This is a genomic window from Corynebacterium sp. UD i78, assembly GCF_056280545.1.
On the sequence record NZ_JBWCED010000001.1, the window covers coordinates 920,225 to 941,429 of the forward strand.

The window sequence follows — 21,205 nt, forward strand, 5'->3', positions numbered from 1 at the left end:
CTACCGGCCCTCTGTCAGCCCCAGCTCGCCGAAGTGCCGGCGGATGCCCTGCGGGTTCCGTGGGGCGTCGAGATTCCACTCGGTCGGGGTGACCCCGGCCTTGCGCATCATTGCGACGGTGTCCTTTTTCTGGTCCTCCAGCGTCAGGGTGAGCACCGTGCCCTTCTCACCGGCACGGGCCGTCCGGCCGGCGCGGTGGACGTAGGCCTTGTGCTCGGCTGGAGGGTCGATGTGGACCACGAGATCCACACCCTTGATGTCGATGCCGCGGGCGGCGATGTCGGTGGCGACGAGGACCGTCGCCGTACCGTCGGTGAACTCGCGGATCGCCCGGGTGCGCGCGCCCTGACCCTTGTCACCGTGAAGGCCGACCGCGGGTGTTCCGTCACGGACAAGCTTCTTGACCTGACGGTCGACGGTGTGCTTGGTACGCATGAACATGATGGTCTTCGTCGACGCACGACCGAGCTCGAGGACCACCTCGTTCCGGAAGGGCTTGTCGGGGACCACACCGAGGTAGTGGTCCATCGAACCGACCTTCGCGGTGACCTCACCGGTGGAATGGGTCACCGGGTCGTTCATGTACTGGTCGATGAGCACCTTGATGTCACCGTCGAGGGTGGCGGAGAAGAACAGGTGCTGGGCATCGGAGGGCATGCGGTCGAGCAGCCGCCGGACCTGGGGCAGGAAACCCATGTCGGCCATCTGGTCGGCCTCGTCGAGCGCGACGATCTCCACCCGGTCGAGGAACAGGGCTTTCTGGCCGATGAGATCCTCGGCACGGCCCGGGGTCGCCACGAGAATGTCGACCGGGCGGGCCAGAGCGGTGAAGTTGCGCTTGATGTTCACGCCTCCGACGACCTCGATGACGCGCTGTCCGACAGCCTCGGCGAGCGGACGCAGCCGGTCGGCGACCTGCTGGGCCAGCTCACGGGTCGGGACGAGGACCGCGGCACGGGGGTGCCCCGGCTTCGAGGAACCGCCGACCAGGCGGCTGATCACCGGCAGACCGAAGGTGAAGGTCTTGCCGGAACCGGTCGGGCCACGGCCCAGCACGTCGCGTCCGGTGAGACCGTCGGGGATGGCGGCGGCCTGGATCGGGAAGGGGTGCACGAGGCCCTGGCGGTTCAGTTCATTGACCACCGGGGTCGGCAGACCCATCCCGGAGAACCGGACCGAGGTATCCACACCGGTCGCGGGACCGGGGGACTCCGGGGCGGGACGCTGCGTCCTCACCTGGGAGACCTCGGGGTTGCGGGTCCGCGGCTGCTGGTTGCTCTTCGGGCGTCCCTGCTGATCACCGTTCCGGCGGTTCTGCCGGCGGCCCTGCTGCTGTCCCTGACGGCCGCGCTGACCGTCCTGCGTGCGCTCGGAATGACCGGCGGCACCGGACGGGCGGCGCTTGCGGTTGTTGCCTTTGCCTTGGCCGTCGCGGATCGGTCGGCCCTGCAGGTCGACCTTCTCCGGTCGTCGGTCGCGGTGGCCGCGTCCGCCGTCCGGGCGGGGACTGCCGGAGCCGTCGGACCCGGCGTTCCCGGATCCGACGGCACGGCTGCCGCGCACGACGCGGCGACGACGCGTCCCGCCGTCCGAGGCCGAGGAGCGGTTCGAGGCCGACTGTCTGTCGGAGGATGAGCCCACTTACGCCTCAACCTCACTACGGTCGCCGGACCACAGGGTGTGGAAGTGGCCGGCGCGGTCTGTGCGCTCGTAGGTGTGCGCACCGAAGAAGTCACGCTGTCCCTGGATCAGGGCGGCGGGCAGACGCTCGGCACGCAGTGAGTCGTAGTAGGACAGGGAGGAGGAGAACACCGGCACCGGCAGGCCCAGTCGGGTCGCGGCGATGACGACGCGGCGCCAGGAGTCCACCAGGCCGGAGACCTCACCCTTGAAGTACGGGTCCAGGAGCAGGGACTGCACCTCCGGGTCGGTGTTGTAGGCGTCCACGATGCGGTTGAGGAACTTCGCGCGGATGATGCAGCCGCCTCGCCAGATGGTGGCGAGGTCGCGGGGGTCGACGCTCCAGCCGTGCTCGGCGGAGCCGGCCTTGATCTCGTCGAAGCCCTGGGCGTAGGCCACGAGCTTGGAGGCGTAGAGGGCGCGGCGGACATCCTCGACGAAATCGTCCTCGGAGACCCCGAGGGCCTCGAGAGTGGACAGTTCGCCGGAGGGCAGGGCACCGGTGGTGGCGGCGCGCTGTTCACGGGCACCGGACAGGGCACGGGCGAAGACGGCCTCGCCGATGCCGGTGGTCGGGATGCCGAGGTCGAGGGCGGCCTTGACCGTCCAGCGGCCGGTACCCTTCTGTCCGGCGGCGTCGACGATGACGTCGATGAGCGGTGCACCGGTGGCCTCGTCGACCTGGGAGAGCACCTCGGCGGTGATCTCGATGAGGTAGGAATCCAGGTCGCCCGCGTTCCAGGTGCGGAAGATGTCGGCGATCTCGGCGGGCTCGATACCGGCGGCGTAGCGCAGCAGGTGGTAGGCCTCGCCGATGACCTGCATGTCGGCGTACTCGATGCCGTTGTGGACCATCTTCACGAAGTGGCCGGCACCGTCGGGACCGATGTGGGTGCAGCACGGGGTCCCGTCGACCTTGGCGGAGATGTCCTCCAGCAGCGGACCGAGTGACTTGTAGGACTCTGCAGGGCCACCGGGCATGATGGCCGGGCCGTTGAGGGCGCCCTCCTCGCCGCCGGAGATACCTGCTCCGACGAAGTGGAGATCGCGGGCAGACATCGCGGCCTCGCGGCGGATGGTGTCCGTGTACAGGGCGTTACCACCGTCGATGATGATGTCCCCAGGCTCCATGGCATCGGCGAGCTGGTCGATCACGGCGTCGGTGGCCTTGCCGGCCTGGACCATGATCAGGGCCCGGCGCGGGCGCTCCAGGGAGGCGACGAACTCCTCGACGGTGGCCGCGGGGACGAAGGACCCCGTGGATCCGAACTCGGCCATGAAGTCGTCGGTCTTGGCGGTGGTGCGGTTGTAGACGGCGACGGTGTGCCCGTGGTTGGCGAAGTTCCGGGCGATATTGGAACCCATCACTGCCAGGCCGACGACACCGATCTGTGCGGAGGAATCTGTCATGGTTGCCTATATTAGCGTCCGTCCGACCGACTCCGCCGGAAGCGTCCCGCCGGGGCCCGGTGGTGGCTAGACTCGTCGGGGAACACAAGGACTGAGTCGGGATTCAGAATCTCCGACGGGACGCAGACACCACAGGGAGCACACGATGGCGGAGTACACCGAGGAGCAGAAGGCTGCGTACCGGGCGAAGAAGGACGCGGTCCTTACCAGGATGAAGGAACTGCTGGAGAAGGTGGCGACCGGAGACATCACCGGTGAAGAGTCCACCGAACTGGCCGACATCTTCGAGGGCGGCGTCCTCGGTCTCGACGCCACACTCGGCGTGAAGTACGTGTCTTTCGCGCCGGAGCTCGTCGTCGAACTGACCGTCACCCGTGACCACGTCCAGCCCTGGGGAGTGACCAACGGCGGTGTCTACGCCAGCCTGGGGGAGTCCGCCGGATCTTTCGCCGGATTCATCGCGGCCGCCGGCAAGGGCAACGTCATGGGTGTGACCAACTCGACGAACTTCCTGCGCCCCTCGATGCCAGGTGACGTCATCCGGTCGACGGCGCATCCGGTCCACACCGGACGGACCAGTCAGCTCTGGCGGATCGACCACGTCAATGCCGGGACCGGCAAGCTCCTGGCGACCACCGAACTGCGGACGGTCGTCTCCCCGGCGTAGCCTGCCCGGTCGTCTCCGTCAGGCCCGGCGGGACGCCTGGTCGAAGAACTCGACCTCCCACCGGGAGGCGTCGAGGTACGCCCGGGCGGCCTCGGCACGCTGGGACGGGGTCGCTTCGGCGAAGGCCTGCTCGACCAGACCGATGGCCTGGTTGACGCTCCCGGTGAATTCGTCGCCGGAGTAGGCGTCCACCCACACGGCGAAGGGGTTGTCCGCCGGCGACCGCTCCGCGAGTGCCAACCCGACCTCCGCGTAGAGCCAGTAACAGGGCAGGACCGCTGCCGCGCCGATGACATGGTCACGGGTCTGCACGCAGCGCATGAGGTGCGAGGTGTAGGACGCGGTGACGTGCGACGGATCCACGGCGTCGGCGCCGCCGAGCCAGGTGCGGTGCAGTTCGGCCTCTTCCTCGAGGCATTCGGCCGCCCCCTTCACCCAGAACAGGGCGGATGCCTGGTCGGGGGCGGACGCTGCCAGGGAGGCCAGGGCAGGGGAGTAGAGGGAAAGGTAGACGGCGTCCTGTGCCAGGTAGAAGGAGAAATCTCCGCGGTCCAGGGTGCCGGCGCCGAGGTCCGTGATGAAGGGCAGGTCAAGGATGTCCCGGTACAGCGGCACCGAGGCCGCCCACAGGGCGCGGGTCCAGGGGCCTGCCGCAGGGATCTGCGCGGAGGGAATCCCGGCGGGGGTGCCGGTGTCGCCGATATCGGCCAGCTGCCCGGGGGAATCCAGGGTCGCAGGCACCGAGGCGGTGAGCTCCCACGGCGTGGTGTCGGCGGCCGCCGTCAGTCGGCGGGATCGGTGGGTGTGGTCGACCGGTCCGTTGCCGGAGCCGACGTGCAGGTCATCGGCATACCGGATGGCTTCGGTAAGCCATCCGGTGGCCCAGGTGAGGGCGTCCGGGGTGGAGTCGCCGGCCGCGAGCCGGGTGGTCAGTGCGGAGGACAGGGAGCAGCCGGTGCCGTGGGTGTTGGTCGTGGCCACCCGGGCCACCGGCACAGTGTGGACAACACCGTCCGGGGTGACGACCGAGTTGTCTGCGGACGCCCCGGACAGGTGCCCACCCTTGACGATCACGGTGGTGTCGAGGCCGGCGGCGAGTCGACGTCCCTGCTCCAGGGCCTCGTCGAGTGTGGTGGCGCGGGAGGTGCCGGCCAGGACCGCGAGCTCGGCGAGGTTCGGGGTGATGGCGTCGGCCAGCCGGCACAGGTCGGTCAGCGCGGCCTCCGCATCCGGCGTGAGCAGCCGGTCCCCGCTGGTCGCCACCATCACCGGATCGACGACGAGTACCGGCACCCGGTGCTTGAGCAGGTAGTCGGTGACTGTCCTGGTGATGTCCGCGGTGCCGAGCATACCGATCTTCACCGCGTCCACGGTGACGTCGTCGAAGACGGCGTCGAGCTGGGCAGTGAGGAATCCGGTGTCCGGGGTGTGGATCTCCCGGACGCCGTGGGTGTTCTGGGCGACCAGCGCGGTCACCACGGTCATGGCGAAGCCACCGGCCTCACAGATCGCCTTGATGTCCGCCTGGATTCCGGCGCCGCCGGTCGGGTCGGTACCGGCGATGGACAGGACGCGGGGGATGGTCACTTGATCTCCTGACGGGTGAGTGTGTCATCGATGAGGGCGCGCAGATCCTGCGCGGCGGCCCGGGGGTCGACGGCGGCCATGACGGCGGAGACGGTGCACAGACCGTCCACTCCGGCGCGCAGCAGGGCGGCACCGTTGCGGGTACTGACGTGGCCGATGGCCACGGTGGGGATTCCGAGGACACGGGCCCGGGCGGCCAGCGTCCTGACACCGGTCACGCCCAGTGGCGCGGCGGCGTCGGGTTTGGTGGAGGTCTGTTCCACCGGCCCGATGCCCAGCACATCGGGCGGGCGGATCCCGTCGGCGATGTCACGGGCGACTGCATCGAGGTGGGCCGGGGTCTCCACCGACAGTCCGATCATGCAGCCCGACGGCAGCAGTTCGCGCGCGGTGCGGTACGGCATGTCGTCCTGGCCGATGTGCAGGTGGAGCCCCAGCCCGACGGCTGTCTCCACCCGGTCGTTGACGAACAGTGGTACCCGGTCGGCGACGGTGTCCTTCAACTGTGCGGCACGTCGGGCGAAGACCTCGTCGGAGGCGTCCTTGTCCCGCAGCTGCACCACGCTCACCCCACCGCGTACCGCGGCGTTGACGATGTCGGGCACCTGTTCCGCCCCTCCGCCGAGCTTCGGATCGGTGACCAGGTAGAGCGACCAGTCACCCACCGATGCTCACCGTCCCGGCGATGTCGGTGGCGGACAGCGAGTACAGCCGGTCCAACCAGGCGACCGCGAAACTGCCCGGGGCGGACGCCTCCTGTGCCGCGACCGTTCCGGCGGCGCCGGCATGGGCGTGGGCGGCGACGACCGCAGCGTGCAGGTCAGGGGCGGCACCCGAGACCTCGGCACCGAGGTAGGCCGCAGTCAAGGCCCCGAGCGCGCACCCGGTGCCCACGACCCGCTGCATCAACGGATCACCCGAGTTCAGCCAGGTGGTCCGGGCAGTGCCGTCGGGTCGGATGCTGACGATGAGGTCGCACGGACCGGAGACCGCCACAACTGCCCCGGTCGCTTCAGACACCGCGGCCGCGGCCTCGGCGGCGGACCCGACCTCGTCGGTGGAATCCACGCCGCGCCCACCAGTGGACAGTTCAGCGTCCCCGGTGATGCGCCCGGCGAGCGCCCGGATCTCGGAGGGGTTGCCGCGGACCGCGGCAGGGTGGTGCCGGACGATATCGCCTGCGAAGGCGGTACGGGCCGCGGCACCACCACAGGCCACCGGGTCGAGGACCCAGGGGGTGCCGGCCTCACCGGCGCCTCGGACGGCCTCGCGCATGGCGGTGTATCCGGCGGCGGTCGGCGTCCCCAGATTGACGAGGACGCCGGAGGCGACGCGGGCGAAGTCGGCGGCCTCCTCCGGGGTGTCCACCATCGCGGGAGACGCCCCGGCGGCGAGGAGGACATTGGCGGTGAACTGGGTGACGACCGTGTTGGTCAGGCACTGCACCAGTGGCACGGTGTCCCGGAGACGGTCGACGCATGCAGAAACCATCTGACATTCCCTTCGCTAGTCCGAACTAGAGCAGGTTCGACGGGTGTGTTCTCAGCGCCGTCGGTGACGCACCCCGTGTCTGTGGATCCCAGGGTACCCGGAGCCCGCAGACATGCCGAAATGACCCGACCGGGTGACCCACATGTGTGGGCCACCCGGTCGGGTCCCGGGTACCGGATGTAGTCACGGTCCGTCGTGGACCGGTGGAACTAGTCGATGGTGGGCTTGGTGTCCCGGCCCTCGCCGACCTTCAGGTTGTCGCGGACCATGACGGAGCGGACGCCCTTCTCGTCCTCGAGCTCACGCAGACGGTGCAGCGTGTTGCGGCCGTGCAGCTGCTGGCGGGTTGCCACGAGGTGCCAGCGGTTCGGGGACAGGGAGTTCAGGCCCCAGCTGTAGGCGGAGACGAAACGGTTGCGGAAGCCCACGAGGAACATGAGGTGGACGGCGAGCCACATGAACCAGCCCAGCACACCGGTGATCTCGCGGTCGCCGATCTTCACGACAGCGTAGAAACGGGACACGATGGCCATGGTGCCCTTGTCGTGGTACTTGAATTCCGGACGGGCGTTGGAGCCCTCGACCTCGCCGCGGATGATGTCGGCGACGTGCTCGCCACCCTGGATGGCGACCTGGGCCAGGCCGGGCAGGCGGTTGTAGCTCATCATGTCACCGATGACGAAGATGTCCTTGTGACCCTCGATGGCGAGGTCGCCACCGACCGGGACGCGGCCGGCGCGGTCGGCGTCCACCCCGTCGATCTGGTCGGTGACCATCTTGCCCAGCGGGCTGGCGGCAACACCGGCGGACCAGATCTTGCAGTAGGAGCCGACGGTGGTCTCCTCCTCGGTCTTCATGTCCTTCCAGGTGACGCCGTGCTGGTCGACATTGGTGACCAGGGAGTTCGCGATGACCTCGACGCCGAGCTTCTCCAGGCGCTTCTGGGCCTTCTTGCCCAGGTTCTTGCCGAAGGGCGGCAGGACCTGCGGGGAACCGTCGACGAGGATGATCCGGGCGCTGTTGGTGTCGATGTCCCGGAACTCGTTGTTCAGGGTGCGGTGGGCCATCTCGGCCACCTGGCCGGCGAGCTCGACGCCGGTCGGGCCGGCACCGACGATGACGAAGGTCAGGAGACGCTTCTTCTCCTCCGGGTCGTCGGTGATCTCGGCACGCTCGAAGGCGCCGGTGATCCGGGCGCGGATCTCCAGGGCGTCGTCGATGCTCTTCATACCCGGGGCGAACTCGGCGAAGTGGTCGTTGCCGAAGTAGGACTGTCCCGCACCGGCGGCGAGGATGAGCGAGTCGTACTGCAGGACGACCTCGCGGCCACCCAGGTCGGCGGTGATGACCTTGGAGGGGACGTCGATGTCGCGGACCTCGGCCTTGACCACCCGGGTGTTCTTCTGCTTGCGCAGGATCTGACGGATGGTCGGAGCGATCTCACCGGATGACAGCACGCCGGTCGCCACCTGGTACAGCAGAGGCTGGAAGAGGTGGTGGTTGGTGCGGTCGATGATGGTCACGTCGACATCGGCGTCTGCGAGACGCTTCGCTGCGAACAGTCCGCCGAAACCGGCTCCGACGATGACGACGTGATGACGACCGCCGGCAGGGCGGGTCGGGGTGGATGCCATGGAAACTGTCTCCTCGCTCTACGGGCCTGCCGGCCACCTGTGTGGGGTAGCCGGAAAGAACCGTGCATGTTGTGATCGGCCGCAGACTTGTGCAGGCGGCCGGTGGCGGTTTCTTCCGTCAACCCGACCGGCCTGGCGGCGACGTCGGTTGTTATACGGCTAGTGTAGTGGTTTATTCCCAGTTGTTCAGAGCGTGGGTATGCCTCCGGCGCCCGTTCCTGGGCGAGATGTCCGTTTGTGAATGTCCGGCCCGGGCAGGGGTGACTGAAAATACCCCTGCAGCAGGCGAGGGCCACCCCGTCGGTGCCCCCGGTCAGTGTCCGGGCGCCGGCATCGGGAGAATCTGGCGAGAGAATCTGGCGAGAGAATCTGGAAGGAGATGCCGGTGTCCGAGGGTTTCATCGACCCCGAGCGGTGGCCGGATCTGGTCCGGCGCCCGGAGGCTACGCTTCTCGGTTCGCGCGCCGTGCGGTTGAGGGAACGTCTCGAACAACTGACCCGGGACAACGGCATAGCCCTCACCCCGGGTGCACGTCCGCGGTTCGTCGTCCGGGACGGTCTCGTCCTGGACCGGATCGTGGCGGACGGCTGGCTCGGCCTGGCGGAGGGTTACATGGCCGGTGAGTGGATCGCCGATCCGCTGCCGGAGGTTCTGCGCGTCCTGCTGTCGCAGCCGCTGGAAAGCGGGCTCGGCGCCCTGATCTCGCGGCGCAGGCGTCGGGATTTCGGCGAGGTGGGGACCGGGGAACTCCCGGACGCTCTGGTGGAGCTGTACACGGGGGAGACCCGGGCGACCGGCTCGGCCCTGTTCGCCTCGGGAACGCGGACCTCCTCGACGCATGACGTCACCCAGTTCGGCCGGGTCACCCCCGTCGTGGAGAGCTGGATGGACGCCCCGTCGCTGGTGGAGCGGGCCGACCTCGACGATGCGCAGGTCCACCGGATCAACCGGATGCTCGACATGGCACGCACCGGCCCCGGCGACCGGGTGCTGGAACTGCCGAGCAGTGGCGGGGCGTTGGCGGTCATCGCGGCGCGCCGCGGTGCCCGCGTCGATGTACTGACCTCCGATCCCGATCACGCTGACGTCGTCCGGGCGCGCGCCCATGCCGCCGGTGTCGGTGGTGCGGTGCGCGTCGAGACGGTCCGTGGCATGGTGCCGTCACCGCGGCAGTGGTCGGGCACCTATGACGCGGTGTTCAGCGTGGAGCGTGCCGAGACCCTCGGGGACGACGGTCTCGGGCAGTTCTTCGGCGCGGTGGAGCGGATGCTGGCGCGCGACGGCATCGCGGTGATCCAGTCGGTCGTCCACGCCGAAGGGTCTGATCTGGCGGACGACGTGGTGGCGCATAGTCTGGATGTCATGCGTGCCTATGTATGGCCGGCCCTGAGGTACCCGACGACGGCACGGATGACCGCTCAGGCCAACAAGGCCGGTCTGGAACTCCTCCGTGAGATCCATACCGGGTCGCACCTGGCCCTGACTCTGGGCCTGTGGCGGGCGGTGTTCACCTCACGCGAGCGGCAGGCGGCCGCCGCAGGCTTTGACCCGGTGTACCGCCGGCTGTGGGAGTACCAGCTGGCGCTGCATGAGGCCCTGGTGGACGCCGATGCGCTGGACTGTGTCCAGCTGATTCTCCGCCGTCACTGATCCTCTGCGTCGGTGACGGTGTCTCCGGCACCGCCGTCGGCGGTGAGCCGTCCGGACATCTCCCGGCGCTCGCGGCGGGCGTGGAGCTGCATCCGGATGACCTTCACTGCGACGGGGAGAAGTACCGCGCCGACGCCCACGATGATGATCAGGTCCAGGTAGTCGCGGACGAAGGGGATTCCGCCGAGCAGATAGCCCAGCGCGGTGATGCCGGCTCCCCAGGCGAAACAGCCGAGCACCGACCAGAAGGTGAAAATCGCGCGGGGCATCTTCGCGATGCCGGCGACGAGCGGGGCGAGGGTGCGGACGACGGCGATGAACCGGGCGATGAACACGGTGAGGGGACCGTAGCGGTCGAAGAATCCCTCGGTCTTCGTCACGGCGTCCGGACCGATCCAGTTGAGGACGCGGGATTCCAGCGCGGCCCTGCCGTATTTGCGTCCCAGTGTGTATCCGACCTGGTCGCCGATGGCGGCGGCCACCGGGATGCAGAGGCACAACGCCCACAGCGGGGCGAAGGGGTTGTCTGACGCTGCCATGATCCCGGCGGTGAACAGAAGTGTGTCACCGGGGAAGATGAACCCGATGAGAATTCCGGTCTCCATGAAGATGATGATCAGGATTCCTGCGAGCCCGAAGGAACTCAGCAGGTTGTCAACGTCGAACATGCAGCGATGGCCTCGCTTTGTCAGGGGAGGGGACGCCCTGGGTAGCGGCTGGTCGACCGCCCCGGCGAAATGAAACGTCACCCAGAGTAGGCCACCGGCCCCGGAAACCGTGCTTCCGGGGCCCGATAAGTGACGAGGGGTCAGCTGACGGGATCTGATGTCCGGATCAGACATCAGGATCAGACATCAGGATCAGACATCAGGATCAGACGCTGTAGAGGTCGATGTCCTTGGTCTCCCGCATGAGACGGATGGCGACGAGGGAGATCAGGGTGACCACGCCGAGGTAGACGCCCACGGCCCAGGGGCCGTAGCTGGTGGCCAAGGCTACGGCGATGAACGGTGCGATGGCGGCACCGAGGATGGACGCGAAGTTGTAGGCGATACCGGAGCCGGTGTAGCGCACGTTGGTGGGGAACATCTCCGGGAGGACAGCGGACATCGGGCCGAAGACCAGTCCCATGAACAGCATGCCGAGGGAGAGGTAGACGCCGGCGGTGAGTTCGGTGGCGGTGTCCGGGTCGAGGAAGAGCTGGAAGGCGCAGCAGTAGACCAGGATGAAGCACGAGGCGATGGTCAGGAACTTCTTCCGGCCGATGGTGTCCGCCAGGTAGCCGGCGATCGGGATACCGATCACGAAGAACAGGGCGGCGATGAGCTGGATGACCAGGAAGTGCTCGTACTCGATGCCCAGCCCCTTGCCCTCGTCCTTGTCGCCGATACCGAAGGACAGGAACCAGGTGGTCACGATGTAGAAGAGGGTGTAGGTGGAGACCATGACGAAGGTGCCGAGGATGACTTCCTTCCAGGCGATGCGGAAGACCTCCTTGGTCGGGACCTTGACGTCTTCGCCCTTGTCGAGGGTCTCCTGGAAGACCGGGGTCTCGTCGAGCTTGAAGCGGACCCACAGACCGATGGCCACCATCACTGCGGAGCAGAGGAAGGGCACGCGCCAGCCCCAGGAGAGGAAGTCGCCCTCGATATCGCCGTCGGTGTGGTTCATGATCGTGACGAGCAGCAGGAACAGGCCGTTGGCCAGCAGGAATCCGAAGGGTGCTCCGAGCTGGGGCCACATGGCGGCGCGGGCGCGCTTGCCCTTCTCCGCGTTCTCGGTGGCGAGAAGGGCAGCGCCGGACCACTCGCCGCCGAGGCCGATGCCCTGGCAGAAGCGGAGCAGGGCCAGCAGAGCCGGGGCCCACAGGCCGATCTGGTCGTAGGTCGGCAGGCAGCCGATGATGAAGGTGGCGATACCCATGGTGAGCAGCGCGCCGATGAGTGTGGCTTTGCGTCCGATGCGGTCGCCGAAGTGTCCGAAGAGGATCGAGCCGAGCGGGCGGGCGACGAATGCCAGGCCGAAGGTCGCCAGGGAGGCGAGCAGTCCGACGGTGGAGTTCTCGTTCTTGGGGAAGAACAGGTCGGGGAAGACGACGACGGCGGCCGTGGCGTAGGCATAGAAATCGTAGAACTCGATGGTCGTGCCGATGGTGGACGCGATGATCACCCGCCCGCGGGTGTTGCCGTTCGTCCGGGGCTGGTCGGTGGTCCCGCCGGTCGAGGGTTCAGGCGGTGGGGTCTGCTGGAGGGTATCGGTCATTCTTCGCGGCGCTTCTCTTCGGGGGTCAGGTACGCTCCGGCGGTCTCCCACACTGTGGGACGCCAGAGCCAATGGATGGGAAGATACCCTCCCACAATGTGAGCGTCAAGTTCTTAAAGTATGAGATTGAAACTGAATTCGGGTGAATAAAGTTAACTTGCTGCAGGGTGTGCAGGTGACCCATAGGATAGTTCGCCATGGGAGAGAAAACTGATGTCATCGTCGTCGGCTGTGGACTCGCCGGCATGGTCGCCGCCTATGAGGCACAGAAGGCAGGGCTCAAAGTCCTGGTGCTGGACCAGGAGAACCGGAACAACCTCGGGGGACAGGCTTTCTGGTCCCTCGGCGGACTGTTCTATGTCGGAAGCCCCGAACAGCGGCTCATGGGTGTGAAGGATTCCGAAGATCTCGCCTGGCGGGACTGGGAGAACTCCGCCGACTACGAGGACACCGACCCCGGCGGAAACGATCACTGGGCCCGCGAGTGGGGTCGTGCCTACGTTCACTTCGCCGCCACCCAGAAGCGCGACTACCTCAAAGGTCTGGGCCTCAATGTGCTGCCCACCGTCGGTTGGGCCGAGCGCGGCAGCGGTGACGCCTCCGGCCACGGAAACTCTGTGCCCCGGTTCCACCTCACCTGGGGTACCGGTCCCGAGGTCGTCCGGGTCTTCCGGGAACCGCTGCTCGAGGCGGAGAAGGCGGGTCGGGTGACTTTCGCCTTCCGTCACCGCGTCGACGAGCTCACCGTCGAGGGGGACACCAACGGCATCCGACGCGTCGTCGGCGTCAAGGGCAGCATTCTCGAGCCCTGTGACGATCTCGCTCGCGGCATCGAATCCTCCCGTGAGGTCGTCGACACCTTCGCCATCCGGGGTGCTGCGGTCGTCGTCACCTCCGGCGGTATCGGCGGCAACCTCGACCTGGTCAGGAAGTCCTGGCCGTCTGACCGCTGGGGCGAGTGCCCGGAGGGTCTGGTCACCGGCGTCCCGGCACACGTGGACGGACGGATGATCGGTATCTCCGAGAAGGCGGGTGCATCCACCGTCAACACCGACCGGATGTGGCACTACACCGAGGGCATGAAGAACTGGGACCCGATCTGGCCCAACCACGGCATCCGGATCATCCCCGGCCCGAGCTCGCTCTGGTTCGACGCCGCCGGTGACCGCCTGCCGACCAATCTCTTCCCCGGTTCCGACAACCTCGCGGCCCTGGCGCACATCGGACGCACCGGTCACGGCTACAGCTGGTTCGTCCTGGACAAGTCCATCGCCGGCAAGGAGTTCATCTTCTCCGGCTCAGAGCAGAACCCCGACCTCACGGACAAGGAGTTCCGCAAGCTCCTCGGCAAGGTGGGACCGGGAATGCACGTCGCCGTCCAGAACTTCATGGACCACGGCGAGGACTGGGTCATCGCCAACGACCTCGACGCTCTCGTCACCGGTATGAATGAGCTGGCCTTCGCCGAGAACCCGGATGCCCCGGTGATCGACGTCGACCACCTGCGTCGCCAGGTCGAGGACCGTGACAGTCAGATCGACAACAAGTTCAGCAAGGACGCCCAGGTCAACTACATCAGCACCGCGCGGAAGTTCCTCGGCGACAAGATCGTCCGCGCGGCCTCCCCGCACCGGCTGCTCGACGAGAAGCACGGACCGTTGATCGCCGTGCGGCTGCGCGTCCTCACCCGCAAGACTCTCGGCGGGATCGAGACCGACCTGTCGGGACGTTGCCTGAACGCCGACGGATCGGTGCTGCCCGGGCTCTACGCCGCCGGTGAGGTCGCCGGTTTCGGTGGTGGCGGCATGCACGGCCGGAACGCCCTGGAGGGGACCTTCCTCGGCGGCTGCATCCACTCCGGCAAGCGGGTCGGCGAAGCACTCGGGGTGCAGGTCCGCGTCCTCCGGCGCTGAGCAGGCATTGCCGCTAGCCTCAGGGGATGAGTACCCCGGAGATTCCCTGGCACACCTTTGACGCACACGACTGGCGCGACCACGTCGCCGCCCTCACCGATGACCCGGATCGCGGATCCGGGGTGCCAGGTGGGGCAGAGGTCGGTGTGCGGGCGGCCCTGACACGCATCGCCCGGTACGACCGGGACCTCAACGCCTTCTCTGCCGTCCTGGCGGAGGAGGCGTTGGACACTGCCCGTGCGCTCGACGGACTCACCCCGGCCCAGCGCGGCCCACTGCACGGCATTCCGGTGGCTGTGAAAGCCGAGATCGATGTCATGGGTGTGGTGACCACCTTCGGTACCCGGGCGAACTCCACCCCGGCGACCGCGGATGCCCTTGTCGTGCAGAAGCTGCGGGACGCCGGGGCGGTCATCATCGGTGTCACCCGCATGCCCGAGTTCGGAGCCTGGCCCTACACGCAGACCAGTGGATACGGAGTCACGCGCAATCCGCACGATCAGTCCAGGACGCCCGGCGGTTCGTCGGGCGGCTCGGCAGCTGCCGTCGCCGCCGGGTTCGTCCCCGTCGCCCTCGGCGGCGACGGTGGTGGATCGATCCGCATCCCGGCGGCGAACTGCGGCCTGTTCGGCCTCAAACCTCAGCGCGGCAGGGTTTCGGCATCCCCCAACCCGCACCTGTGGCACGCACTCGGCACCACCGGCCCACTTACCCGGTCCGTGCGGGACAGCGCCCTGGTTTACGACCTGGTCAGCGGGAACGTCGACGGGGACGCCTACCGTGCCGAACCTGTCGCGTCACTGGTCGATGCGGTCGACGGAGCGGCTGCGGCACCACGGCTACGCATCGGCGTGTGCCTCACCCCGCCGGCGAAGACCGGGAAGCTCCACCCCGAGCATGCGGCGGCGGTCCACCATGCCGCTGATCTGCTGCACTCGGCCGGACACGCCGTCACAGAGTATGACCCGCACTACCCGGACCCCACGGCGTCCTTCATCCCCCAGTTCTTCGCCGGTATCCGCACGGAGAAGGACGGGGTCGAGCACCCGGAACGTCTGGAACGCCGCACCCGCACCGTCGTCCGGACGGGTGCCTGGGTCCGCCGCCCGGTCCACCGGTGGGCGGAGAAGAAGGGCCGGACGATCGCGCGCGCCCTGGATCACGTCTGGGGAGACGTGGATGTCCTGCTCACCCCCACGGTGCCCGACCGTCCCGGAGCCGCGGACGCCATCGCAGGCATGGGAGCGGTACGGACCCTGCTCGCCGCCGGTGGGCCGGTGGCCTACACCGCGATGTGGAACGTCACCGGATTTCCCGCCGCGTCCGTCCCCACGGGCGTAGGCAGCGACGGTCTTCCGTTGTCCGTGCAGCTTGTCGGGCCGGACAACAGCGAGGAACGCCTCGTCGCGCTGTCCGCCGAGCTGGAGACGTCGCTGAACGCCGGGGAGGCGGACGCGACGCGCTAGCTGGCGTCCGGTCCGGTGGCCGCACCGGTCGGGGTGATCACCGGGAAGTCGGACCAGGGGAAGTCGATCCACTGGTCGGTCTTCTTCCACGCGTAGTCCGGGGTGATGATCGACCGGGACTTGTGGTAGATCACCGCGGTGCGCGATTCGACGACGGTCTCCGCGCAGTACTGCTGGACGAGCTCGAGGGTCTTGCCGGAATCGGCGACATCGTCGGCGATGAGGACCTTCATGCCCGACAGGTCGACAGCCTCCGGCGTCGGCGGGAGCATCACCGGAGCTTCGAGAGTCTCACCGATACCGGTGTAGAACTCCACGTTGATCACGGAGACGTTCTTCACGCCCATCGCGTAACCGAGGGCACCGCCGATGAGCAGGCCGCCGCGGGCGATGGAGAGGATCAGGTCGGGCTTGTAGTCGTCGACGATCTCCTGGGCCAGTTCCTTGATGGCGTCGCCGAAGAGTTCGTAGGTGAGGATCTCGCGTTCATTGCTCGTGGGGCTCATGGGGTCTCATGGTAGCGTGTCCGGCGCATTCCTAAGATGGTGGACATGCGAATCGGAATCATCGGAGCCGGCGCGGTCGGTACATTCTTCGGTGCGCGGCTCGCCCGGGCCGGTCACGAGGTCACGGTCCTGGCTCGGGGAGCAGCACTCGACGCGGTCCGTGCCGACGGGCTGCGGGTCGACATCGACGGGGAGGAACCGGAGTTCGTGCCCGTCCACACCGCGGCGTCCCCGGCGGAGCTCACCACCTCCGGAGGCGGGGGCCTCGACGTGGTCTTCCTGGCAGTCAAGGCCACCGGCGTGACTCTGGTGGAGCGACAGGCGCAGATCGCCGCGCTGGTGCAGGGTATTCCCGGTCGTCCGGTCATCGCCACGACCCAGAACTCGGTGGAGGTCCACCGCCTGGTCGCCGACGCCGTGGGCGCCGACCGCACCTGGCCCGGCGTGGTGCGCGGCTACTTCATCCACACCGGTCCGGCGACGGTGCGCTTCGTTCCGCCGCTGGCCAGTTTTACCGTCGGCCTGTGGGAGGGTACCGGCAGTACGCAGGACGCCGCTCTCGCCGACTTCGCCGAGGTACTCACCGGCGCAGGGATCACCGGTATCGTCCGCGACGACCTGTGGTGCGACATCTGGGAGAAGGCCATGTTCGTCACCTGCTTCGGCTCACTCGGAGCGGTGGCACAGCAGCCGATCGGTGTACTTCGCACCACCCTGCGGTCCAGCCTCGAGGGCATGGTCACCGAGGCGGACGCCGCGGCACGGGCCACCGGCGTGGAACTGCGGGAGGACGCGGTCGCCCGCACCATGGCCTTCATCGACGCCCAGCCTGAGGACGCCACCAGCTCCATGCAGCGCGACATCACCGAGGGCATCGCCGGGGAACTCGACTCCCAGCTCGGTGCGATCATCCGGGCCGGCGACAACGGGGGAGCGGACACCCCGCATCTCGACCTGGTCCACGGACTGCTGCAGCTGCGCCTGAGCTGACGCGGGTCAGTCCCGGTTCACTCCCGGGGTGGCCGGATCGCCGTCGGCGTCCTCGTCCCCGATGTCGTCACGGCGATCGTCGTCCGGCGTCCAGCCGTCGGCCCATTCGCCGGAGTCGTAGTCGTAGCCGACGGCATTGCCGGCCTCATCGGTGCGCTGGTACCACTCGGTGACTTCCTGGGAGGTCGAGTCGAAGTCCGCACCGGCGCCGTGACCTTCTTCGGCGCGTCCGACAGAGAGCTCGAAGTCGTCGCCGTGCTCCTCCAGACCCTTGACCACTGCATTGTGGATGGCGGTCTCGGCGTAGTTCCGGCGGATCGCCGCCGGGTCCGTACCGAGGTCCCTGAGGAAGGCCACGATGAGACCGATGAGGACCACCGAGAACGGGATGGCGATGAGGATCGTCAGGTTCTGCAGACCGCTGAGTGCGTCCTCGCCGCCGGCGAGCAGCATGACCACGGCGATGCCCATCATGCACAGGCCCCAGAAGACGACCGTGTACTTGCGCGGCTCGGGATTGCCCCTCTCCGACAAGGTGCCCATGACCACGGACGCCGAATCGGCGGAGGTCACGAAGAAGACCGCCAGGACGAACATGATGATCCACGGGGTGATCTGTGCCAGGGGGAGGTTGTCGAACATGGAGAACAGGATCTGCTCCGAGGAGGCGTCCCCGGCCATGCCGTCGGCCTCGTTGCGGTGCTGGGTGATGGCGGTACCACCGAAGATCGTGAAGGCCAGGATGAGGATCGCAGTCGGCACCAGGGTGGTGACGGTCGCGAATTCCCGCAGGGTCCGGCCGCGGGAGATGCGGGCGATGAACATGCCGACGAACGGGGTCCAGGCGATCCACCATGCCCAGTAGAACGCCGTCCAGGACGCCTGGAAGTCGACGGTGTCCTGGCCCCAGGACAGGGACTTGCCCATCATCTCGATGAGGCCGGAGGCGTAGGACGCCACACCCGAGGGTACGAGGTTGAGCAGGAACAGTGTCGGTCCGACGAGGAACACGAACAGGATCAGACCCAGTGTCAGGGTGATGTTGATGTTCGACAGGTAGCGGATGCCCCGGGAGACGCCGGAGACGGCGCTGATGATGAACGCGAGGGTGAGCACCGCGATGATGACGATCAGGGCGCTGTTGGCCAGTTTTCCGGCCCCGGAGACGATCTCCACGCCGGTGCCGATCTGGATTGCCGACAGGCCCAGGGTGGCGGCGGTACCGAAGAGGGTGGCGATGATCGCCATGATGTCGACGAGTCGTCCGGCGAAGCCGTTGGTCTGGTTCTCGCCGAACAGGGTGCGGAACACCGAGGACAGCAGGGAGACCCGGCCGCGGCGGTAGGTGCTGTACGCCAGCGCACCGCCGACGAGCGCGTAGAGGGCCCACGGGGACAGTCCCCAGTGGAAGTGGGCCTGGGCCATCGCCTGGTGGACGGCCTCGGGGGTGTCGGCGTCGACGGTGTGTGGCGGCGGCGACATGTAGTACGACAGGGGCTCGGAGGGGCCGAAGAAGAAGATGCCGACGCCGATGCCGGCACCGAACATCATGGCTATCCAGGAGAACCGGGAGAACTCCGGCTCCTCGTCGTCCTTACCCAGCTTGATCGCACCGAACCTGGAGAATGCCAGGTAGACCATGACGATCAGGGCGATGATCATGACGATGTTCAGCAGCCAGCCGGTGTTCTCCATCGCCCAGGAGAACATCGACGACGACACCGAGGCCACTGAGCCAGGGCTGGTGACACCCCAGATGATGAAGGCGAGGATGAGGGTGGCGGTGATGCCGAAGACCACCTTGTCCAGGCCGAACCTGTTGCGCTGTTCATCGATGCTGATTCCGGGGACGAGCCCGGGGTGCATGTCATCGGGGTAGAGGCCTACCGCACCCCGGCGTGTCGCGGGGTCGGAGGTACGGGCGGTCGGACTGTCAGGTGAATCTGGTTCAGTCATTCTCCCAGGTTAGTGGCATGCTCCCGGGCCTGCTGCATCCACCTCTCGGAATCTGCCGTCCGACCCAGTTCCGCTGTCGCCTGAGACAGTGACTCGCAGCAGACATCGAAGGGGGAGCGACCCAGTCGCTGTCGGCCGGCATTGAGCCTTGTGGGGCGGTACGTACCACCGCGTCCTCGGTGAGCAGGGAACGCTCGTCCGGACGCGGCGTCAGATGTGTGGTCGTGCCGACCGGCAGGGCCTCGGTCTGTTCAGCGGTCAGTTCGGTGAGCTCGAAGGTGCCGTCGGCGAAGCCGGTCCACCGGATGGCCGACGCGCCGGGAGTGGCGGCGCGGGAGATCATGGTGATGCCGTCGGCGACCATGAAGCAGCTCAGCAGGCCGACGCCGAACTGACCGAGGCGACCCTCCCGCTGCAGACCGAATTCGTCGCGCTTCGAGGTGCGGCCGACCGTGGTGAGCAGATCACGGGCCTCGTCAGCGGTCAGACCGGTACCGGTGTCGGTGAGGCTGAAGGTCTCCCGGTCCGCGGTGAGGGGACGGATGCTGATCGTGCCGGGAGCGGCTGGGTCGGTCTCGCGCCGGGCGGCGATGGCGTCCACCCCGTTCTGCAGAAGTTCGCGGAGGTAGACCCGACGGCCGGAGTAGATGTGGCGGCTCAGCAGGTCGACGACTCCGCCGAGGTCGACCTGGAAGGTGTTCTGGTCCCCGTTATGCATCGGCATGGGGACGATTGTGGCACAGCGGAGGATCGCCGGTGCCGGAGGATTCACTCCACGTAGGCACCGAGCAGGGTCTCGTTGGCGGCCGGGTCGCCGTCCGGCGTCGGCTCGGTGAGGTACTGCTGCCATGCGAGGCCGGTGGGCGTCAGGTCGGGCAGCAGGGGCCGACGTCGACTTTTCCCAGGCTGCTGAAGATCAGTGGGAAGGCGTGGTCATCGCCGGCTCCTCGGGTGTTGTGGTGGTGTAGCCTGTCCATTTTACCGGCGGTGGGGGGTGACTCCTGGAACAAGTGAGCCATTCATGAACCTTTTCGCCCAGGCCGCGACCGTCATCGAGCAGACCCGTACCTCCTGGATTTCCTCGGACTGCAGGACGCGATCAGCCGGGACTCGACTGACCCTTCTCAGCGCACCACAGCGTCTCAGGTACCCTCGCGACCATGTCTGACGAGAACACCTCCGTACCGTCCGCCACGTTCGAACCGCACCTGATGCTCGGTGACCTGCTGTTCGAGGAGCTTCCTGCACGGGACGACGTGATGGCCCAGGTGTCCGATGTGCCCGGTGACCTCGGCGTCACCATGGAACCGGTCGCAGGGAAAGAGGGGATTCTGGAAGTCCGGATCGCGAAGTTCGGGGCCACCGCCTTCCTCACCCTCATCGACACACCCGTCCCGGACCACGAGGCGGAGTCCAACGCCCACCAGCTCTACTGCCAGGGTGAGGACCGCGACCGCATCTCCACGCACAAGGCACAGATCCTCGTCGCCGTGCCGCCGGAGTTCACCGGGGAGCCCGCCGAGCAGGTCGCCGACCTGTCTGCACGACAGACCCAGCTTGTCGCCGCGCGTGTCCACGGGATGCTGACGATGGCTCTGTCCCGCCTGCCCGGCCTCGTCGGCTACTACTCGGGGACTGCTGCGGCGACCTTCGGCCTGCCGTTCCTCCAGCAGGTCGTGACCGGCCAGTTCGGTTCCACCCCGTGGCCGCTGTGGGTGTCGGCCTGGCTGCGCCCGGAGAAGGACGGTTTCTCCGGCTACACCCACGGTCTCTGGGCGCTGGGGCACCCGGAGCTGCAGGTGGTGAACGCCTCCATTTCGCCGGAAGACCTGTTCATGTACCTCATGGACACCTCGGCCTACCTCGTTCTCGAGGAAGGTACCTTCGCCGACGGGCAGTCCACCGGCCGCAATGCCGAGGAACTGTTCACTCTGCACGCCGAGCCGTGGGTCGTCGACCAGAATGTCCCGGCGTTCCGGATCAGGATGTGAG

Annotated in this window: 17 protein-coding genes and 1 riboswitch; of the genes, 6 read left to right on the forward strand and 11 right to left on the reverse strand. The window is 67.6% G+C overall.

The window, feature by feature from the left end:
• On the reverse strand, positions 1 to 1,161 hold the full coding sequence (locus tag ACZ9GM_RS04365) for a DEAD/DEAH box helicase (RefSeq protein WP_291475986.1): 1,161 nt from the start codon (positions 1,159 to 1,161) through the stop codon (positions 1 to 3).
• A 480-nt stretch (positions 1,162 to 1,641) separates the two neighbouring features.
• Positions 1,642 to 3,090, reverse strand: a complete 1,449-nt coding sequence (gene gndA / locus ACZ9GM_RS04370; protein WP_291475908.1) for an NADP-dependent phosphogluconate dehydrogenase — start codon at positions 3,088 to 3,090, stop codon at positions 1,642 to 1,644.
• Between the two features lie 145 nt (positions 3,091 to 3,235).
• Between gndA and ACZ9GM_RS04375 the strand changes: the two genes are divergently transcribed.
• Entirely contained in the window at positions 3,236 to 3,757 is a 522-nt protein-coding gene (locus ACZ9GM_RS04375) for a PaaI family thioesterase (RefSeq protein WP_291475906.1), read from the forward strand.
• Positions 3,758 to 3,775: 18 nt separating this feature from the next.
• Here ACZ9GM_RS04375 and ACZ9GM_RS04380 read toward each other — a convergent pair whose 3' ends face one another.
• From ACZ9GM_RS04380 to ACZ9GM_RS04395, 4 genes are all read right to left on the reverse strand, one after another.
• The gene (locus tag ACZ9GM_RS04380) at positions 3,776 to 5,344 is read right to left on the reverse strand and encodes a bifunctional hydroxymethylpyrimidine kinase/phosphomethylpyrimidine kinase (protein ID WP_291475904.1); all 1,569 of its coding nucleotides are present in this window, start codon (positions 5,342 to 5,344) and stop codon (positions 3,776 to 3,778) included.
• Entirely contained in the window at positions 5,341 to 6,009 is a 669-nt protein-coding gene (gene thiE / locus ACZ9GM_RS04385; RefSeq protein ID WP_291475902.1) for a thiamine phosphate synthase, read from the reverse strand. The genes ACZ9GM_RS04380 and thiE overlap by 4 nt, the downstream gene beginning before the upstream one ends.
• Complete coding sequence (gene thiM, locus ACZ9GM_RS04390; RefSeq protein ID WP_291475901.1) at positions 6,002 to 6,835, reverse strand: hydroxyethylthiazole kinase; 834 nt, start codon at positions 6,833 to 6,835, stop codon at positions 6,002 to 6,004. The genes thiE and thiM overlap by 8 nt, the downstream gene beginning before the upstream one ends.
• A riboswitch (TPP riboswitch) is annotated at positions 6,825 to 6,921 on the reverse strand. (Overlaps the previous gene by 11 nt.)
• A 123-nt stretch (positions 6,922 to 7,044) precedes the next feature.
• Positions 7,045 to 8,469, reverse strand: a complete 1,425-nt coding sequence (locus ACZ9GM_RS04395) for an NAD(P)/FAD-dependent oxidoreductase (protein ID WP_291475898.1) — start codon at positions 8,467 to 8,469, stop codon at positions 7,045 to 7,047.
• A 379-nt stretch (positions 8,470 to 8,848) separates the two neighbouring features.
• Between ACZ9GM_RS04395 and ACZ9GM_RS04400 the strand changes: the two genes are divergently transcribed.
• Positions 8,849 to 10,120, forward strand: a complete 1,272-nt coding sequence (locus ACZ9GM_RS04400; RefSeq protein WP_476037336.1) for a class I SAM-dependent methyltransferase — start codon at positions 8,849 to 8,851, stop codon at positions 10,118 to 10,120.
• Here ACZ9GM_RS04400 and ACZ9GM_RS04405 read toward each other — a convergent pair.
• Together ACZ9GM_RS04405 and ACZ9GM_RS04410 are read right to left on the reverse strand one after the other, a co-directional pair.
• On the reverse strand, positions 10,114 to 10,788 hold the full coding sequence (locus ACZ9GM_RS04405) for a DedA family protein (protein WP_291475894.1): 675 nt from the start codon (positions 10,786 to 10,788) through the stop codon (positions 10,114 to 10,116). The two genes, ACZ9GM_RS04400 and ACZ9GM_RS04405, sit on opposite strands and share 7 nt — an antisense overlap.
• A gap of 205 nt (positions 10,789 to 10,993) precedes the next feature.
• Positions 10,994 to 12,382, reverse strand: a complete 1,389-nt coding sequence (locus tag ACZ9GM_RS04410; RefSeq protein WP_291475892.1) for an MFS transporter — start codon at positions 12,380 to 12,382, stop codon at positions 10,994 to 10,996.
• 197 nt (positions 12,383 to 12,579) lie between these two features.
• On the opposite strand from ACZ9GM_RS04410, the gene ACZ9GM_RS04415 reads away from it, so the two are divergent.
• Both ACZ9GM_RS04415 and ACZ9GM_RS04420 read left to right on the forward strand, forming a co-directional pair.
• The gene (locus ACZ9GM_RS04415) at positions 12,580 to 14,295 is read left to right on the forward strand and encodes an FAD-binding dehydrogenase (RefSeq protein WP_291475890.1); all 1,716 of its coding nucleotides are present in this window, start codon (positions 12,580 to 12,582) and stop codon (positions 14,293 to 14,295) included.
• A gap of 26 nt (positions 14,296 to 14,321) precedes the next feature.
• On the forward strand, positions 14,322 to 15,761 hold the full coding sequence (locus ACZ9GM_RS04420; RefSeq protein ID WP_291475888.1) for an amidase family protein: 1,440 nt from the start codon (positions 14,322 to 14,324) through the stop codon (positions 15,759 to 15,761).
• Here ACZ9GM_RS04420 and ACZ9GM_RS04425 read toward each other — a convergent pair.
• Positions 15,758 to 16,267, reverse strand: a complete 510-nt coding sequence (locus ACZ9GM_RS04425) for a phosphoribosyltransferase (protein WP_291475887.1) — start codon at positions 16,265 to 16,267, stop codon at positions 15,758 to 15,760. The two genes, ACZ9GM_RS04420 and ACZ9GM_RS04425, sit on opposite strands and share 4 nt — an antisense overlap.
• A gap of 45 nt (positions 16,268 to 16,312) precedes the next feature.
• Here ACZ9GM_RS04425 and ACZ9GM_RS04430 point away from each other — a divergent pair, with 45 nt between their 5' ends.
• Entirely contained in the window at positions 16,313 to 17,257 is a 945-nt protein-coding gene (locus tag ACZ9GM_RS04430) for a 2-dehydropantoate 2-reductase (protein WP_291475884.1), read from the forward strand.
• 6 nt (positions 17,258 to 17,263) lie between these two features.
• On the opposite strand, the gene ACZ9GM_RS04435 is transcribed toward ACZ9GM_RS04430, so the two are convergent.
• Positions 17,264 to 19,123: a BCCT family transporter gene (locus ACZ9GM_RS04435; RefSeq protein WP_291475985.1), complete on the reverse strand. Its 1,860-nt coding sequence runs from the start codon at positions 19,121 to 19,123 to the stop codon at positions 17,264 to 17,266.
• Positions 19,124 to 19,205: 82 nt separating this feature from the next.
• A complete protein-coding gene (locus ACZ9GM_RS04440; protein ID WP_291475882.1) occupies positions 19,206 to 19,937 on the reverse strand; it encodes an ATP-binding protein in 732 nt (243 codons plus the stop codon).
• A 436-nt stretch (positions 19,938 to 20,373) separates the two neighbouring features.
• On the opposite strand from ACZ9GM_RS04440, the gene ACZ9GM_RS04445 reads away from it, so the two are divergent.
• Positions 20,374 to 21,204 carry a DUF4261 domain-containing protein gene (locus ACZ9GM_RS04445; protein ID WP_291475881.1) on the forward strand — a complete coding sequence of 277 codons (831 nt, stop codon included), beginning with the start codon at positions 20,374 to 20,376 and terminating at the stop codon, positions 21,202 to 21,204.
• Position 21,205 lies beyond the last annotated feature (1 nt).